This is a genomic window from Variovorax sp. EL159 (assembly GCF_900100965.1).
GTDB lineage: Bacteria > Pseudomonadota > Gammaproteobacteria > Burkholderiales > Burkholderiaceae_C > Variovorax.
The window spans coordinates 573,236-588,814 of the sequence record NZ_FMUJ01000004.1 but is presented as its reverse complement, the minus strand read 5'-3'; the positions used below and the strand labels follow the sequence as shown (position 1 = coordinate 588,814).

Genomic DNA, 15,579 nt, shown 5'->3' with positions numbered 1-15,579 from the left:
TGGTCGGCAATAGCGTGTGAACACCATGATACGTTGGCGAGATATTCGTGGCCGATCTTGCCCCCGTATTCCAGGAAACGAGCTGTTCGCAATGTAGGGGCCGCTCAATCTGAGCACTTCGCTGTTGAGCAGCGCGACGCTGCCTGAACTCTCTTGGTGATTTCATTTTCAAAGGCCGAGCGCGGATGCACCCTGAACTAAGACCTTATTCAGTGCCAAGCGATGCCGTGGCGTTTGAAAAGCGCATGGAAAAAGGACTTGGCAACCTCTGCCACGTTGGAAGGCTGAAGCTCTGCACCTCCGAAGCGGTACACCTCGTAGCCCGCGAGCTTCAGTTCGCGCTCGCCGGCCGCCAGATGGGCATACAAGCGTGGGTCCGCTTGGCCATCGGACTGGGCGTAGTGCTGCACACCGTCGACTTCTATGACCACGCGCCCGCCTGCGGGTAATAGCATCAAGAAGTCCATGCGGTGTGTTAATAGCGCGTGGGCTCCGCGCTGCTCAACGGTTTTCGGATCCCAGTGAAGCCAAACTTCTGGTAATAAGGCCGGCAAGATGGGTATCGCCGAACCAAATTCCCGAAAATACGATTCGAACAAGCGCCGCTGCGGTGGTGACGAAATTGGTAGGCTTTCAACAAGGCGCCGATACAGGCTCTTCTTTGCGCGGTCGGAATCGAACTCCCCCATCGTCTCTGTCCACCAGTTCTGCAGCTCTCGCCAAGATAAGCCGCCGGCTCCGAGCGGTCGGTCATAGACCAAGACATCGTCGGGGTTCGACACGATTTCGATGTCGTTGTTGACTGCATCGCGAAGTCTGATGTCGGGTTTCTGATTGATCGAGGCAAAGATAAGGTTCTTTGGTCGTCCTCGCGCGCTTCGCAACGCGACAACGCTAAATACAGGGTAGCCACCGGCCTCCCCGGTCTGACGCAATTCAGCGCCACATTTGAGCAGCACTCGGTTCGCTGCAGCAACGATGATGACTTGGGCCTCGGTATCTACCTGCACGTCGGCGGAGACGAGCCCTTCTAGAAAAAGAGTAAATCGTTTGTCGGAAAGATCGAATGCCTTCAAGTTGTCAAACAGCGCTTCAACGTCGGCGTCCTCTGGATTCCTCACGAAATGCTTGTGCACTTCATCCAAGATGCCGCCTGACCACCCCATCAAGACCGCTCGCAGGTTGTTTTCAAGAACGAAGACGTCTTGAATCAGCTGACGGAAGTTTTCCCAATGATGAAACAACTCGAAGGCCTGCAGCTCTCGAGCAAGCTCGCGTCGGCTGCGCTTAGGAATTTCTATGATCGAGCTGTCCACCCAAAGCAAATCCTGGACCCGATTGCGCAGTTCAGGCTGTAGCATGCGAAGGTCGATTAGGCGCTGCGCGAACCCAGGTATGGCACTGTTGGACAGAGCATCGAACGCTCCATGAAGGCGACTGCGCTTGTCGGGCTCCTCTGGTGGTGTGGGCAGCCCCAACTGGATGCAGTACTCCGGCATCGTCGTGTTCGTGCAGTTGTCCTTCAACTCACCAACAAAAGGCCGCAGCAGGGCCCGTAGGGAAGAAAAGTCCATTAACGATTAATCTCAAACGAGTGGGAGTGAGGAGTCCGCGATTCGCGAAGCGCTCGATCTGAAAGAGATCTCAACGGCCGATTCTTCCATCGATAACACACCGGGCGAGGATGCGTTTCTACCAAACTCCTTCGATTGTTGGCGCCCTCAAGATCAGCTTCTTTGTAGGGCCGTGACTGTCTCCCATCTCCATCGGCTTTAGTAACCGTGGTGGGCGCCGAAACCAGGCCTCGCAGACTTTGATGAGATCTGTTGCGCTCGTGGAAAGGCCATCGGTGAGCGCTTCCGTGAGCTCGCGGTTGTGACTTAAGCAGATATCTCCCTCACGCTCGATCTCGCTGGGCGAGTGCTTGATAGTTGAGAGTGGCTTTTGAAGCATGCGTCGAGGCAATTTCATCGTGAAGCCGTCTTCTCGCATGGCTTCACCCATGATGGGTGCCATGAAGTCGATTACCCAACCCTCGCACTCGACCCAAGCGTGAAAGGCCTCAAGGTCGCTGGTGAGTAGTCCGTCGGACTGCCGGCCGTACACGGCGATCGTAGAGGTGCGATCATCGACCATCATCGCAACGGCTCCTGCTGAAATTGTCGCCGGCATCCGATAGTGGTCCCGTAGCAGAAGTACACCGACGACGGTGAAAAAGAAGCAGGCGCGAGGCGTGTTCGCTACGCCAGATGCCTGCAGCACGCTGTAGATCACCTGGTAGATACGCTGGTAGTCATCGAACGGAAGGATTGGGCGGTTGGGCATTGCGTGATGTTACTGTTTGCCCTGCCCCAGTTGCGCGGAGCGTGCGTTCGCCGCTGCAGTCCGTCTTAACTGCCTAGACGGGACACTTTGACAAACCGTAAGGAGGAGGCTTGTGCACGTTCGCCTGGTCGACTATCGTCTCGCTCCGAGCGCGCGTTCACGGCGAGGTGGGGGCGGCCTAGTGGGAAAATTGAAGTACGGACCCATGGAATGTACGTACCCGCTTTACAACACGCCGTTGGCCCCTGGGGTCAGATGTAGCTCTGCAATAGCGGGCGGGAAAAGAAGAACTACTGGATGACAACGTTTACACAACTACCGGAGGCGGGAGACTGATGCTGGAACCGAATGAAGCGCTCTCCCACGTCAAAATTTTCGCTCGACTGAAGGAGCAGGGCGGAGTGACTCCCAGTACCAATGCGATCCGCCTCGGGTATGCCCTCCCAGCCCCTATCCAGACCCGCATGCTTTTTGACCACCGCAGACGCGCTCGTGCTGTAGTTGAGACCAAGAATGCATCCATAAACCCCACCGAGGCCCAAAGTCTCGCTTGCCCATCGAGGCAAAGAACCAACGCTCAGACCGCTATCGTGGTATTCGTGCCTCTGGCTACAACACGTTCCGTATGACCGGCAGTTTGACGGACATACTGGCTCCGGCACCGTCTCCCGTGCAGACCACGGCTACGGGCATCACCCATGGACCTCTCATTCCACCGCAGCAGCAGTTGCTTCTGTATTCACCAGACCCGTGGGAGGACTTTGTGCACGAGTGGGCGCACTACTGTTTGAAGAAGCGCTACGTCCAAGTACAACGCTTTACGGGGGCAGGAGATCGCGGTATCGATGTGGCGGGGTTTGTCGATGCCCAGAAGCTTCAGGGTGTGTGGGACAACTACCAGTGTAAACACTATGACCACGCGCTTAGGCCAAGCGATGTTTGGGCCGAATTCGGCAAGATCATCTGGTATTCGTTCAACAAGGCTTACCGCGTTCCTCGACATTACTTCTTTGTAGCTCCGAAAGGAGCGGGAACCAAGCTGTTGGCCCTCTTGAGCGATGCTACGAAGTTGAAGGCTGAGGTAATAGCGAACTGGGAAAAGCGCATTCGCGCAGCAATCACCAGCACACAAGAGATATCGCTTGAGGGTGAACTTCTCGCGTATGTACAAGCCTTCGATTTTTCGATCTTTGACGCGAAGACGGCTCTCGAACTGATTGAGGATCATCGGGAAACCCCTGTACATACCGCTCGGTTCGGCGGGGGGCTACCGCCACGTCCCGTAGGATCTTCGGCGCCCTCAATGATTGCTCCCGGAGAGAGCAAATACGTGTCGCATCTGCTCGACGCCTATGCTGATCACACGAAGGCGCCAGTTTCCGATCCCGGCACGCTGAAGACCTGGCCGAAATTGAACGGTCATTTCATTCGCCAGCGTGAAGCCTTCTATCAGGCCGAAGCGCTTCGCGTCTTTGCCCGTGACTCCGTACCGGCAGGCACGTTCGAAGCTTTTCAGGACGACATCTACAACGGTGTTGTTGACATACACGATGCCAGTCATGCTGATGGCTACGTCCGTGTATGCGAGGTCACCAAGGCAGCACGTGAACTGCAGATCACTGCGAATCCGCTGATCTCTTGTTCGAATCCGAAGGACCGCGATGGCGTCTGCCATCAACTTGCCAATGAGGATCGACTGAAATGGTCCACCTGATGAAGCAGGAGCGGAATCCCGTGACGTTCAATGGTCCTCTCGAGGCCGGAATGCGTGCAGTGGCGACTCTTGGCGCGGCCTATCCTCAGACTTTTGATCTGCAACGACTCGTTGCATTCGACTACCTTCTTGTTCACACAGGGGACGTTGGCGGGCCTGAGAGCTTGCATCCACCGTCGCCGCTGCACTCTGCCGAATTGCTCGTTCGGCGCAAGCTGGTCGAAGAAGCGCTTCTCCTCATGATGACGCGTGACTTGGTTGTGCGGGAGATTTCAGATGAAGGCTTCAAATACAGTGCAGGCGAAAACGCCGCACCGTTTCTGGCATCACTGACCACAACCTATCTGGTCTCGCTCAAGGAGCGGGCAGCATGGCTTGTCGAATCATTCGGCGGCTACGCGGATCAACAGTTTCGGGCAGTCATGCGCAAGTTTTTTGACGAGTGGGTCGAGGAATTTCAAAGCGTCGAGCGTAGCTTTGGAGGAGGCGTGTGAGCACAATTTCGCCCGGATTCCAAGTACGTCGACTGGCTTTCTTTGGGCCGCAGAAGCCCCCTTCCAGCATCGCCTTCGGTCCGGGGCTAAATGTTCTCTATGGGGCATCGGACACCGGAAAATCCTTCATCGTCGAAGCCCTCGACTTCATGATGGGGGGTAACCTAGCGCTACGTGAGATTCCTGAACGCACCGGGTACAACCAAGTTCTACTTGGAATTGAAAACCTGCAGGGGCAAGCGTTCACGCTGGTGCGCAGCATCGATGGCGGTAGCTTCAATCTGTACGAAGAGCGATACGACGCTCCGCCAGGCATCGAGGTTCAACCCAAGCTCCTCGCCGAGAAGCACAGTGAGAAGAGCGAGAGCAACCTTTCGATGTTCTTGCTGCAGCAATGTGGCTTGGCGGGAAAGCGCGTTCGAAAGAACGTGCGTGGCGAAACCAATAGCCTCAGCTTTCGCAATGTCGCGCGGCTGATGATCGTCACTGAAACAGAGATCACACAGCAGCGTTCGCCCTTACATGATGGGAACCCAACCGCAAATACGCCCAACACTGCGACGTTCAAGTTGCTGTTGACTGGCGTGGATGATTCCGCGCTTGTTCCAAATGCGCCACAGGAGCCCGAAGAACTATCACGCGAAGCGCAAATGCAGCTTCTGGATCAGCTCCTGGATGACTATCGCGACCAGCTGAAAGAGCTGACGAAGAGCCCAAGAGAACTAGAAGATCAGCTTCGAAAAATCGACTCGTCACTCAGCCAGCATGCAGTTCAACTGGAGTCCACAGAAGCAGCGTTCCAAGAGGCTGCGGGTCGTCGCCGCGAACTTCGCAAGAAGCTCGAAGAAAGCAGAGATCGTCGGAACGAAGTCGGGACGCTTCTGGCGCGGTTCAGCTTGCTGGATAGGCACTACAACTCCGATATTGAACGGCTAAGAGCGATCGAAGAAGGTGGAACTCTTTTTGGAATCTTAGGATCGTCTCGTTGTCCGCTCTGCGGAGCGGACCCTGCGCATCATCATGTCGATGAGGAATGCGACGGCAATGTCGACGCGATTGTCGATGCCGCTCGAAAGGAAATATCCAAGATTGAGTTGTTGCGTGGTGAGCTCGCAAACACGATCAGAGAGCTACACAGGGAGGGGGCAAGCTTTGATCGCCGTATGCCTACAGTGGTCGCTGAACTGAAGGAGATCTCCGGTCAAGTCGATGGCCTCATTTCGTCGAAGCTTGCAAAGCTCCGGGCATCCTATTCTGAGTTCGCGGACAAACGCGGCGAAGTCCGACAGGCGATCGCCTTGTATGCAACGGTCCAAGACATGGAGCGCCGCCGCGCCGAACTGGAAAATGCCCAAGAAGAGCGTGGGGCGAGTACACCGATTCAAGGCGACATTCCGACTGCTGTGGCGGAGGGCTTCGCGCAGTCCGTGGAAGCAATCCTCAAGGCGTGGCATTTCCCCGACGTCGGACCTGTTCACTTCGATGCCAAGTCACGTGACCTTGTCATCGCAGGTAAACAACGCACTGCGCGAGGAAAAGGCCTGCGGGCCGTTACCCATGCGGCCTTTACGCTTGGGCTGCTCGACTACTGCAGGGAAAACGGTACGCCGCATCCAGGGTTCGTCATTCTTGATTCACCGCTTCTCGCATATCGCAAGCCTGACGGGAAGGAAGATGATCTAACTGGTACGGACTTGAATGAGCAGTTTTACAGTTATCTTCAATCGCTCCCAACGGACCGACAAGTAATCGTTGTGGAGAATTCTGATCCTCCAACAGCAATTGCGGCGCTTGAGCAGGTGCAGATGTTCGGCAAGAACCCTCACAGTGGTCGCTACGGCTTGTTTCCCTTTGTTCCCCCTGCCACTGGTGGCTCCGATACAGGGCTCCTTGTCTGAGGCGTATGTTTCGGAGCTTGAACTGCTGGAAAAGAAATTTCAGGAGCCTTAAAGGCGTCAGCAATCACGCTCTGGCATGGGCGGTAGCTGCCGCTCTGTGGTTTCCTGATCTCTTGGCTATTGGTGGGGGCTCGGCGCTGGCGAGCAACGGGTAGGTGTTGCAACGAGACGGCACAATGTGCCCATGCCAAATATCGCCTCGATCTTCAAAACCGAGATCTCCCGTGTTGCTCGCAAAGAAGTGCGCGCTGAGATCGAAACGCTCAAGAAAGCATCCATCGCGCATCGCGCGTCAATTGCTGAGCTACGTCGCCAAGTGAATGCGCTCGAGAAGGAATTGCGCCGTGTTGCGAAGGGCGTGACGCGCCCTGCCGCAGGGCCTGGCTCGGATGATGGGGCGACAACGAGCACGAAGCGCCGATTCAGCGCAACCAGGTTGGCGGCACACCGGGCCAAGCTCGGGTTGTCCGCGGCGATCTATGGACAACTGGTTGGCGTGTCCGGGCAAACGATTTATTACTGGGAACAAGGCAAGGCGCGTCCGCGGGTGGCGCAGCTTGAAAAGCTTGCGTCGATCCGAGATCTCAGTGCGCGTGAGATTGCGGAACGCCTTGCCACGCAATAGCGCAATGCCACTGCAATATGAGGGTTCGCGCGCACGATTGCCCGCGACTCGAGGCCAGGATATCCATCCGCGAGATTGCAAGGTGTACAGGCCTGTCTCGCAACACGTTACAGAAGTACCTGAGAGCGGGCGAAGAAGCGCCGCGGTATGCCAAGCGGATGAGCTCAAGAAAGCTCGATCCCTACGCCGAGAAACTCGCGACCTGGCTTGCGCTCGAGGCCACCAAATCCCGGAAACGGCGGCGCAATCGGTGGCCCGCCCCACACACCGAGGCATGTAACAGCTGCCGTTGTCCTCAGCGGGTCGAAGATCGCGGCACGCTGGTCGTAAAGTAGCCGGGTAGCATCCGTGCGAAGTCGCATGTATCCGTCACGACAGACGTTACGAAGCGCAGAAGCTCATCTGCGGCGCCTTTTCGGTACATCAGCGCGTAGGGGATGCGTGGTATCGCCGGCGTAGTCTTGATGATTTGAAGCTGACCCGATTGGACAACGTCATCGAAGATTTTCCTGGGAAGGTAGCTGATTCCCATCCCTGAAAGTGTGAGCGAGGCAATCGCCGTGAGGTTACTGCTTGAGAGTCCGCCTTCCGTACTCACTTGGTTTTCCGACAACCAACGTTTCATGATCTGGCCCAGACCCGAACCATGGAGTTGGCTGATGATGGTGAAGTTCTGAAGCTCCTGGAGCTTCATGCTGGTCTGCTCAGGCAGGTAGCTCGGGCTGCACATCCACGCGTACTCGACGGAGTCCAGTGGCACGGTATCAAACTGTGGTTCGCGAAACGCGTCAGGAACCACAACGAGGTCAAGCTGCGCAGATCGAAGCCGTTCCACTAGTAGCGTACTCGTATCGACGATCGGCTCAAGCGTGACATGCGGATGGCTTGATCGAACGCGCTGTATCAACTGTGGGAGCCAGGTCAGAGCGGTAAGGTCTGTCACTCCCAGCCGAAGGGTACGTGGCGGATGCTCTTTCGCGGTCGCAATATCAATCAGGCGAGTTCGCAGATTCAGCATCTCGGCGATGAGCGGGAGGATCTCCTGCCCGTACGCCGTGGCATGGACACGCCGCTTGCTGCGATCGAACAGCGGAATGCCGAGCGCGGATTCAAGTTCCTGCACGCGCTTTGAAATCGCGGACTGTGTGGTGTGAAGCCGGCTGGCGGCCTCCTCGAGGCTCCCCAGTTCGATCGCCCAGAAGAATGCTTCCAACTGCTTCAGAGTGACCACAGGCTGACCCGAAAAGGTAATGCTCGACTCTATAGCGGAATTTGCCAAAAGGGCAACTGAAACGCATCCGACATTCCAGTTTTGCAACTTACTGCATTTCGAAACACGGTTGCACTTGCGTCCATTATTTTCCTTTTTGGAATGTTTATATCGAAAACAATTCCATTGTGGAAAGTCGAATCGCTTCCTAACATCCGGCTCCTCTGGTGCAGAAAACTTGGGGAAACAAGATGGACTTCGGGATCAATGGAAAGACGGCACTGGTACTCGGCGGCGCTGGTGGCCTGGGCTCCGCCATCGCTCAGTCGCTGGGCCGCGAGGGTTGCAACGTTGCCATCGCGGACATCAATGCAACCGAGCTCGACGCCGTCGCCAAGCGGTTGAGCGAATTCGGCCATGGTGTTTTCTCGCATGTCTGGGACATCACGGACCTGCGTGCGATCGATGCAAATTTGGCGGTCATCACCAAGCACGTGGGGCCCATCGACATCCTGGTGAACAACACCGGCGGCCCATCGCCGTCGCCGATCTCCGGCATCGACCAGGACGTCTGGGCTTTCAACTTCGGAAAGATGGTCCAGCCCGTGATCGCCATCACGGACAAGGTGCTTGCCGGCATGCGCTCGAAGCAGTGGGGACGGGTGATCACCAGCGCGTCGTCGGGCGTGATTGCGCCGATTCCCAATCTGGGCTTGTCGAACTCCCTGCGAAGCGCACTGGTGGGCTGGTCGAAAACACTCGCTCGCGAAGTAGCGTCACATGGCATCACGGTGAACATGATCGTTCCAGGCCGTATCGCGACAGGCCGCATCCAGTTTCTCGATGCCGAAAAAGCCAGGCGCGAGGGGCGGTCGGTCGAGGAAGTGGCCGCTGAAAGCGTTGCAAGCATTCCCACTGGTCGATATGGAACACCGGAAGAGTATGCAAACGTCGCATCGTTCCTCGCCAGCTCGCAGGCCTCTTATGTCACAGGTTCCATTGTCCGGGTGGACGGTGGGCTGATCCCGAGCATCTAAAGGATGAATATGGTGTACGACGATCGAGTGTTGGCCAAGCTGGCGAGTGCCACGACGGCTACTCTGACCACGGTGCTTTTCAAGAAGGGGATTCGCAACGTCTGGATCCGCGGCAGTACGCCTCTTGTCGCAGGCCAGCCGAGAGTCGCGGGACCTGCGTTCACCATGAGATTCATCTCCGGCCGTGAAGACATCAACACGCCCGCGGCGTGGTCTTCTCCCACTTCGACCCGCGCCGCCGTTGAAAGCATGCCCCCCGGATGCATCGCGATTGCCGATGCGCTGGGACGCACGGACGCTGGCATCTTCGGCGACATCCTGTGCGCCCGCATGCGGGCTCGTGGCGTCAAGGGACTCATCAGTGATGGCGTGGTTCGGGATCGTGTCGGCGTCATCTCCAGCGAATTGCCGGTCTGGTGCAGCGGCATTGCCGCACCTCCGGCCGTTGCGCAACTCGCATTCGTTGGGTGGGATCAGCCGATCTCCTGTGGTGGCGTCGCGATCTTCCCGGGAGACGTCATCGTGGCCGATGACGATGGCGCCATCGTGATTCCAGTGACGATGGTGGAGGAAGTCGCCGAGATCGCGGCAGAGCAAGAGTTGCTGGAAGCGTGGATCCTGCAAGAAGTTCAGGGTGGGCAGCCGCTGACGGGGTTGTACCCGATGAACCAAGAAAACGAAGAGCGCTATCGGCGTTCGCTCCAGGCGCGCTGAAGCGCGCTGGACATCCGCTATTCCACTACGGAGCAAGGACTTTTCCCATGAGCTTCCTCGCGGATCGACTTGATCGTATCGCCCCTTCTCCCAGCCTGGTGGCACTGGGGCGCGCACGAGACTTGATCGCCTCGGGCAAGGACGTGTGCAACCTGACTGCAGGCGAACCCGATTTCTCGACACCGCCTCACATCATCGAAGCAGCTCATGCGGCGATGCTCGGGGGCGAGACCAAGTACACCGCAGTCGACGGAACTGCCGCACTGAAACAGGCCATCAGCGACAAATTCAGGCGAGAGAACGGGCTGGCATACGCGCCGAACGAGATCACCGTTGGCGCAGGTGCAAAGCAGGTTCTGTTCAATGTACTGACCTGCACCGTGAACGAGGGAGACGAGGTCATCATCCCGGCGCCTTACTGGGTTTCGTATCCGGACATCGTTCGTTTCAACGGAGGCACGCCCGTATTCGTTCTGGCGACACCTGAGCAAGGGTACAAGATCAGCCCTGTGCAGCTTCGGCAAGCCATCACGCCACGAACGAAGTGGCTGCTCATCAATTCCCCAAGCAACCCGACAGGGGCCGTCTACACGGAGGCGGAACTCCAGGCCCTCGGCCGCGTGCTTGCCGAGTTTCCTGACGTCCATATATTGACCGACGACGTCTACGAATACCTCGTGTTCGACGGCACGAGGTTCACATCGTTCGCCCAGGCCAATCCGCAACTCGCGCATCGGACGGTCACGGTCAACGCGGTTTCCAAGTCGTTCTCGATGACGGGGTGGAGACTGGGCTATGCCGGCGGCCCTGCTGCGTTGATCAAGGCCATCGGCACGCTTCAATCCCAGACGAGTGGCAACCCGTCCTCGGTGACCCAGGCTGCCGCGCTAGCCGCACTGAACGGCACCAGAGCCTTTTTCGGCGAATGGCTGCAGCAGTACCAGGCAAGAAGGGATCTGGTCGTCTCCATGCTGCAAAAAGGAAAGGGACTTCAGTGCCCCATCCCGCAAGGCGCATTCTTTGTGTATGTGTCGTGCCAAGGACTCATGGGGACCACGACGAAGAAGGGACGACGCATCGAGTCGGACGAGGATCTTGCGACACACCTGCTCGAGGAGCATCTCGTCGCGACGGTGCACGGCGCTGCGTACGGCGGGTCGCCGGCGATCCGGCTGTCGTTCGCTGCACCGATGCAGGTGCTTGAGAAGGCATGCCGCCGCATCCTGCTTGCTTGCGACGAACTCGCGATGTCCTGACCCGACCACATCACCCTCTCGCTCCACGCAGGACCATCATGATCGACATCAACCACGTATCGAAGCAATACGGTGTCTTCAAAGTTCTAACCGACTGTACGACACGGGTGGAAAAAGGTGAGGTCGTGGTGGTGTGCGGACCTTCAGGTTCGGGCAAATCCACCCTCATCAAGACCATCAACGGGTTGGAGCCCATCAATCAAGGCAGCATCACGGTCAATGGCATATCCGTGGGTGACCGCAAGACCGACATGTCCAAGCTTCGCTCGCAAGTAGGGATGGTCTTCCAGAACTTCGAGCTCTTTCCGCATCTTTCCATCATCGAGAACTTGTCCATTGCGCAGATCAAGGTGCTGGGCCGCAGCAAGGATGAGGCGGCGGCAACGGGACTCGCGCTGCTCGAGCGTGTCGGACTCAAGAGCCATGCATACAAATATCCCGCCCAGCTGTCTGGTGGCCAGCAGCAGCGCGCCGCAATCGCACGCGCGCTGTCAATGGGGCCGATCTGCATGCTCTTCGATGAGCCGACGTCGGCACTCGACCCCGAAATGGTGAGCGAGGTGCTGGACGTCATGGTGCAGCTCGCGAGCGAGGGGACGACGATGATTTGCGTAACCCATGAAATGGGCTTCGCTCGCAGCGTGGCCGACCGGGTCATTTTCATGGACGAAGGCAGGATTCTCGAAGACACGCCGTCGGAAGAGTTCTTCGGCAACAGTGAAGGTCGCACGGAGCGGGCAAAGCTGTTCCTCTCCAGAATCCTCCATCACTGATCATGGCTACGCGGGAGGCTTCTCCGATCGGTTCAAGGGTGCGGCGTTGACGGCACCTTACATGTGACAGCGCAGGCAACAGCAGGACACCTAGGCGATCTATGTCTCAGACCTATTCATGGAATTGGAGCGTCTTTCTGGAGCCCGTCTCCACGGGCGAGCCGTCGAACTATCTCGACTGGCTTCTTGCCGGCCTCTACAACACCGTGGTTCTCGGCCTTTTGGCGATCGTGATCGCACTCGCCATCGGCACTCTGATGGGGATCCTGCGTACGGTCCCGAACAAATGGCTCACGTCCATCGGAACCGTGTACGTCGCGGTGTTCCGCAATGTGCCGGTCATCGTGCAGCTCTTCGCGTGGTACTTCGTCATGCCGGAAGTCGTGCCAGCGGGCCTCGGCACCTGGTTCAAGGAACTGCCCTCCAACACGCAGATGTTGACCGCCTCCGTGCTTTGCATCGGCCTGTACATGGGGGCCCGCGTATGCGAGCACGTTCGCTCGGGCATCGGCACCCTGCCGCGCGGCCAGCGCGCCGCCGCGCTCGCGATGGGTTTGACGCTCTCCCAGGCCTACCGCTATGTGCTGCTGCCCGTCGCGTTCCGGGTGGCCATCCCACCACTGAGTTCCGAGTTCGTCAATGTGTTCAAGAACTCGGCCGTCGCCTCCACGATCGGATTGCTCGATCTCTCCGCTCAGTCTCAGCAGGTGAGCGAATACACGGCGCATCCCTATGAGTCGTTCATCGTAGCCACGCTGATCTACGTGACGATCAACATGATCGTCATGTTCTCCATGCGCTTCCTCGAGAAATCGTTGCGGCTTCCCGGCTATATCGGAGGCAAATGATGGTCATCCTCGACTTCCTTCAGGCGTTGTCCAACTCGCTGCCCGCGCTGGCAACGGGAATGGTGGTGACGCTCAAGATCACCGCAGTTGCTGTGGGCGTCGGTATCGCGTGGGGCGCAGTACTTGCGGTCATGCGGCTCTCATCGTTTAAGCCCATTGCCTTGTTTGCGCACACTTACGTGACGGTCATGCGATCCGTTCCACTCGTGATGGTGCTGCTGTGGTTTTTCCTGATGGTTCCGCAGCTGATTCAAAGCGTCTTCGATCTCTCCCCTCGCACAGATATCCGGCTGGTCTCGGCTATGGTGGCTTTTTGCCTTTTCGAAGCCGCGTACTTCGCCGAGATCATCCGCGCCGGCATTCAGGCAGTCCCGCGCGGCCAGCTCAACGCGGCGCAGGCGCTGGGCATGTCTTATCTCAAGGCCATGCGCCTCATCGTGCTCCCACAGGCGATGCGCGCCACGGTTCCAGCTCTTCTGACACAGGGCGTCGCCCTGTTTCAGGACACCTCCTTGGTGTATGTCATCGGGCTCGCCGATTTCTTCCGTACGTCGAAAAACATTGCTGATCGTGACAGCACGACGGTGGGCATGATTCTTTTCGCGGGAAGTGTCTATCTCATCATTTCTTTGCTTGCTTCCGCAGGGGTCAAGGCTCTGCAAAGAAGCAGCGCGAAGTCATAGGCGGTCTAGCAGACCTAATCTCTTCAATCAAACGCCGGAAATCACCATGAAGCTCACTATTCCTTCGCTGATCCTGTTTGCGTCCCTGCTCGCGGGTTCCGCGGTTGCACAGGAGGGCGGGACACTGGAAAAGGTCAAGAAAAGCGGGGTCTTCACACTCGGAGTCCGCGAATCCGCAGTTCCGTTCTCGTACTACGACGACAACCAGAAGATCATCGGCTACTCCGCCGAGTTGTGCGGGCTTGTGGTCGCAGCGCTGAAGCAGAAGTTGAACCTTCCTAATCTGGTTGTGAAGGAGGTTCCGACGACACCGCTGAGCCGGCTGCCGTTGATCAGCAATGGAACCGTGGACCTTGAATGCGGATCGACCACGAACAATCTGGCTCGCCAGAAGCAGGTGGCGTTCTCCAACACCACGTTCGTCATTGGCACACGATTGCTCGTGAAAAAGAATTCGGGCGTCCGCGAATTTACGGATCTCATCGGGAAGAACGTCGTAACGACCCAAGGTACGACGCCCGAGCAGATCCTGCGCGAGATGAACAGTAAGAACAACATGCGCATGAACATCATCAGCGCCAAGGACCATGCCGAGTCGTTTCTCACGCTGGAGACCGGAAGGGCTGCGGGCTTTTTCATCGACGACGCGCTCCTCTACGGGCAGCTCGCCAAGTCCCCGAATGCCAAGGACTACGAAGTCGTTGGAAAACCCCAGTCCTTCGAAGCCTACGCACTGGTAATGCGCAAGGATGATCCGCAGTTTCGCGCCTTCGTGAACGAGACGCTTACCCCCTTCATGACCTCGGGCAAGGCGACAGAACTGTACAAGAAGTGGTTCATGTCCCCGATACCCCCCAAGGGCATCAACTTGAATTTCCCGCTGTCCGATCAGTTGCGCGAGGCGTTCGCAAGCCCCAACGATCGCGCATTCCAATGAAAGACCACTAGATGTTTGCACCCGTATATGTAAAGACCGTGGACACGCATGCCGAGGGCATGCCTCTGCGTGTCGTGGTCGAAGGCTTGCCGCCCATTCCTGGCAATTCGATGGCCGAGCGGCTCGCGTGGGCCAGGGGAAATCTCGAATGGGTGCGCGATCTCCTCGTGAGCGAACCTCGAGGCCACGGCCCGATGATGTACGCGATCCTCACGCCGCCGGCCCGTGCGGACGCCGATTTCGGCGTGATCTACATGAGCGGAGGCGGATTCTGGCCGATGTGCGGTCATGGAACGATCGGCCTGGTTACCATGCTCGTCGAGCGTGGATTGGTGGAGGCCAGGGCGCCCTTCACCGAGGTCCGGTTGGACACAGCCGCCGGCCTGATTGTGACGAAGGTCCGTGTGGAAGGGCGCAAGGCGCTCGATGTGACCTTCACCAACGTTCCCACCTATATTTTGGCGCGCGACGCGCGCGTGCAGGTGCAGGGCTTCGGAGACATCACCGTCGACCTGGCATACGGCGGCAATGTGTATGCGATGGTCGACGTGGCGCAACTGGGGATGCGCATCGAGCCGGAGAACCTGAATCGCTTCATCGATCTCGGACTCCAGATCGTTGCCGCAACGCGCGAGCAGGTGCCGTTCCAGTCACCGGCGGGCGTCGACCTTGGGGCCTTGCGGTCATCGCTCTTCACCGAGGCTCCCGTCGGACCCCGGCCGGCGCGCAACCTCATGGTGAAGGAGCCAAGATACTTTGACCGTTCTCCGTGCGGGACCGGCACGTCTGTGCGAATGGCCCTGGCGCACGCGAGAGGCGAGCTTGGATTGGACGAGCCGCTCGTCTGCGAGTCACTCATCAGATCTCGGTTCGAGGGGAGATTGATAGGCGTTGCCACCGTGGATGGAATCCCGGCCGTTATTCCCCAGATCACCGGACGTGCATGGATTGTCGGGACTTCGGAATTCATGCTCGATTCCTCCGACATCTTTCCGCGGGGTTTTCAGCTTTGAGCGCGGCGCTCCACCGCCGATGCAATCACGCGAAACCTTCAATGAAGGATTG

At 57.8% G+C, this 15,579-nt stretch carries 15 protein-coding genes and 1 pseudogene; 13 read left to right on the top strand and 3 right to left on the bottom strand.

Translation table 11 applies throughout. The features are described from left to right. Window positions 1-209: 209 nt before the first annotated feature. Both BLQ28_RS19860 and BLQ28_RS19855 read right to left on the bottom strand, forming a co-directional pair. Window positions 210-1,574 carry an AbiJ-related protein gene (locus tag BLQ28_RS19860; RefSeq protein ID WP_093242954.1) on the bottom strand — a complete coding sequence of 455 codons (1,365 nt, stop codon included), beginning with the start codon at window positions 1,572-1,574 and terminating at the stop codon, window positions 210-212. A gap of 118 nt (window positions 1,575-1,692) precedes the next feature. Further along, window positions 1,693-2,325, bottom strand: a complete 633-nt coding sequence (locus tag BLQ28_RS19855) for a DUF2026 family protein (protein ID WP_093242951.1) — start codon at window positions 2,323-2,325, stop codon at window positions 1,693-1,695. A 550-nt stretch (window positions 2,326-2,875) separates the two neighbouring features. Between BLQ28_RS19855 and BLQ28_RS19850 the strand changes: the two genes are divergently transcribed. The 5 genes and pseudogenes from BLQ28_RS19850 to BLQ28_RS33325 form a co-directional block, all read left to right on the top strand. After that, complete coding sequence (locus tag BLQ28_RS19850; RefSeq protein ID WP_256327373.1) at window positions 2,876-4,039, top strand: ABC-three component system protein; 1,164 nt, start codon at window positions 2,876-2,878, stop codon at window positions 4,037-4,039. Further along, window positions 4,027-4,533: an ABC-three component system middle component 2 gene (locus BLQ28_RS19845; RefSeq protein ID WP_093242947.1), complete on the top strand. Its 507-nt coding sequence runs from the start codon at window positions 4,027-4,029 to the stop codon at window positions 4,531-4,533. Before BLQ28_RS19850 ends, BLQ28_RS19845 begins: the two co-directional genes overlap by 13 nt. Next, entirely contained in the window at window positions 4,530-6,431 is a 1,902-nt protein-coding gene (locus BLQ28_RS19840; RefSeq protein ID WP_093242945.1) for an AAA family ATPase, read from the top strand. The genes BLQ28_RS19845 and BLQ28_RS19840 overlap by 4 nt, the downstream gene beginning before the upstream one ends. A 184-nt stretch (window positions 6,432-6,615) precedes the next feature. Next, a complete protein-coding gene (locus BLQ28_RS19835; RefSeq protein WP_093242943.1) occupies window positions 6,616-7,056 on the top strand; it encodes a helix-turn-helix transcriptional regulator in 441 nt (146 codons plus the stop codon). A gap of 17 nt (window positions 7,057-7,073) precedes the next feature. Continuing rightward, window positions 7,074-7,301, top strand: a pseudogene (locus BLQ28_RS33325) (hypothetical protein); the annotation flags it as partial. Window positions 7,302-7,351: 50 nt separating this feature from the next. On the opposite strand, the gene BLQ28_RS19830 reads toward BLQ28_RS33325, so the two are convergent. Then, window positions 7,352-8,374, bottom strand: a complete 1,023-nt coding sequence (locus tag BLQ28_RS19830) for a LysR family transcriptional regulator (protein ID WP_093242941.1) — start codon at window positions 8,372-8,374, stop codon at window positions 7,352-7,354. A 143-nt stretch (window positions 8,375-8,517) separates the two neighbouring features. Here BLQ28_RS19830 and BLQ28_RS19825 point away from each other — a divergent pair, with 143 nt between their 5' ends. The 8 genes from BLQ28_RS19825 (at window position 8,518) to BLQ28_RS19790 (ending at window position 15,527) form a co-directional block, all read left to right on the top strand. After that, window positions 8,518-9,303, top strand: coding sequence for an SDR family oxidoreductase (locus BLQ28_RS19825; RefSeq protein WP_093242939.1), 786 nt, complete (start codon window positions 8,518-8,520; stop codon window positions 9,301-9,303). A 9-nt stretch (window positions 9,304-9,312) separates the two neighbouring features. Further along, entirely contained in the window at window positions 9,313-10,017 is a 705-nt protein-coding gene (locus BLQ28_RS19820) for a ribonuclease activity regulator RraA (protein ID WP_176801178.1), read from the top strand. A 47-nt stretch (window positions 10,018-10,064) separates the two neighbouring features. Beyond that, the gene (locus tag BLQ28_RS19815; protein ID WP_093242935.1) at window positions 10,065-11,273 is read left to right on the top strand and encodes a pyridoxal phosphate-dependent aminotransferase; all 1,209 of its coding nucleotides are present in this window, start codon (window positions 10,065-10,067) and stop codon (window positions 11,271-11,273) included. A 38-nt stretch (window positions 11,274-11,311) separates the two neighbouring features. Then, complete coding sequence (locus BLQ28_RS19810) at window positions 11,312-12,046, top strand: amino acid ABC transporter ATP-binding protein (RefSeq protein ID WP_093242933.1); 735 nt, start codon at window positions 11,312-11,314, stop codon at window positions 12,044-12,046. A 101-nt stretch (window positions 12,047-12,147) separates the two neighbouring features. Continuing rightward, window positions 12,148-12,894 carry an amino acid ABC transporter permease gene (locus BLQ28_RS19805; RefSeq protein ID WP_093242931.1) on the top strand — a complete coding sequence of 249 codons (747 nt, stop codon included), beginning with the start codon at window positions 12,148-12,150 and terminating at the stop codon, window positions 12,892-12,894. Then, window positions 12,891-13,577 carry an ABC transporter permease subunit gene (locus BLQ28_RS19800; protein WP_371126689.1) on the top strand — a complete coding sequence of 229 codons (687 nt, stop codon included), beginning with the start codon at window positions 12,891-12,893 and terminating at the stop codon, window positions 13,575-13,577. Before BLQ28_RS19805 ends, BLQ28_RS19800 begins: the two co-directional genes overlap by 4 nt. 46 nt (window positions 13,578-13,623) lie before the next feature. Beyond that, window positions 13,624-14,514 (top strand): transporter substrate-binding domain-containing protein, encoded by an 891-nt coding sequence (locus BLQ28_RS19795; protein WP_093242929.1) that lies wholly within the window; start codon window positions 13,624-13,626, stop codon window positions 14,512-14,514. A 38-nt stretch (window positions 14,515-14,552) separates the two neighbouring features. Beyond that, a complete protein-coding gene (locus tag BLQ28_RS19790; RefSeq protein WP_218121946.1) occupies window positions 14,553-15,527 on the top strand; it encodes a proline racemase family protein in 975 nt (324 codons plus the stop codon). Window positions 15,528-15,579: the final 52 nt, after the last annotated feature.

Excerpts from the sequence above, each read along its gene's own strand:
- BLQ28_RS19860 (WP_093242954.1), bottom strand. The coding sequence starts at position 1,574 with ATGGACTTTTCTTCCCTACGGGCCCTGCTGCGGCCTTTTGTTGGTGAG.
- BLQ28_RS19855 (WP_093242951.1), bottom strand. The coding sequence starts at position 2,325 with ATGCCCAACCGCCCAATCCTTCCGTTCGATGACTACCAGCGTATCTAC.
- BLQ28_RS19845 (WP_093242947.1), top strand. The coding sequence starts at position 4,027 with ATGGTCCACCTGATGAAGCAGGAGCGGAATCCCGTGACGTTCAATGGT.
- BLQ28_RS19835 (WP_093242943.1), top strand. The coding sequence starts at position 6,616 with ATGCCAAATATCGCCTCGATCTTCAAAACCGAGATCTCCCGTGTTGCT.
- BLQ28_RS19825 (WP_093242939.1), top strand. The coding sequence starts at position 8,518 with ATGGACTTCGGGATCAATGGAAAGACGGCACTGGTACTCGGCGGCGCT.
- BLQ28_RS19820 (WP_176801178.1), top strand. The coding sequence starts at position 9,313 with ATGGTGTACGACGATCGAGTGTTGGCCAAGCTGGCGAGTGCCACGACG.
- BLQ28_RS19815 (WP_093242935.1), top strand. The coding sequence starts at position 10,065 with ATGAGCTTCCTCGCGGATCGACTTGATCGTATCGCCCCTTCTCCCAGC.
- BLQ28_RS19810 (WP_093242933.1), top strand. The coding sequence starts at position 11,312 with ATGATCGACATCAACCACGTATCGAAGCAATACGGTGTCTTCAAAGTT.
- BLQ28_RS19805 (WP_093242931.1), top strand. The coding sequence starts at position 12,148 with ATGTCTCAGACCTATTCATGGAATTGGAGCGTCTTTCTGGAGCCCGTC.
- BLQ28_RS19800 (WP_371126689.1), top strand. The coding sequence starts at position 12,891 with ATGATGGTCATCCTCGACTTCCTTCAGGCGTTGTCCAACTCGCTGCCC.
- BLQ28_RS19795 (WP_093242929.1), top strand. The coding sequence starts at position 13,624 with ATGAAGCTCACTATTCCTTCGCTGATCCTGTTTGCGTCCCTGCTCGCG.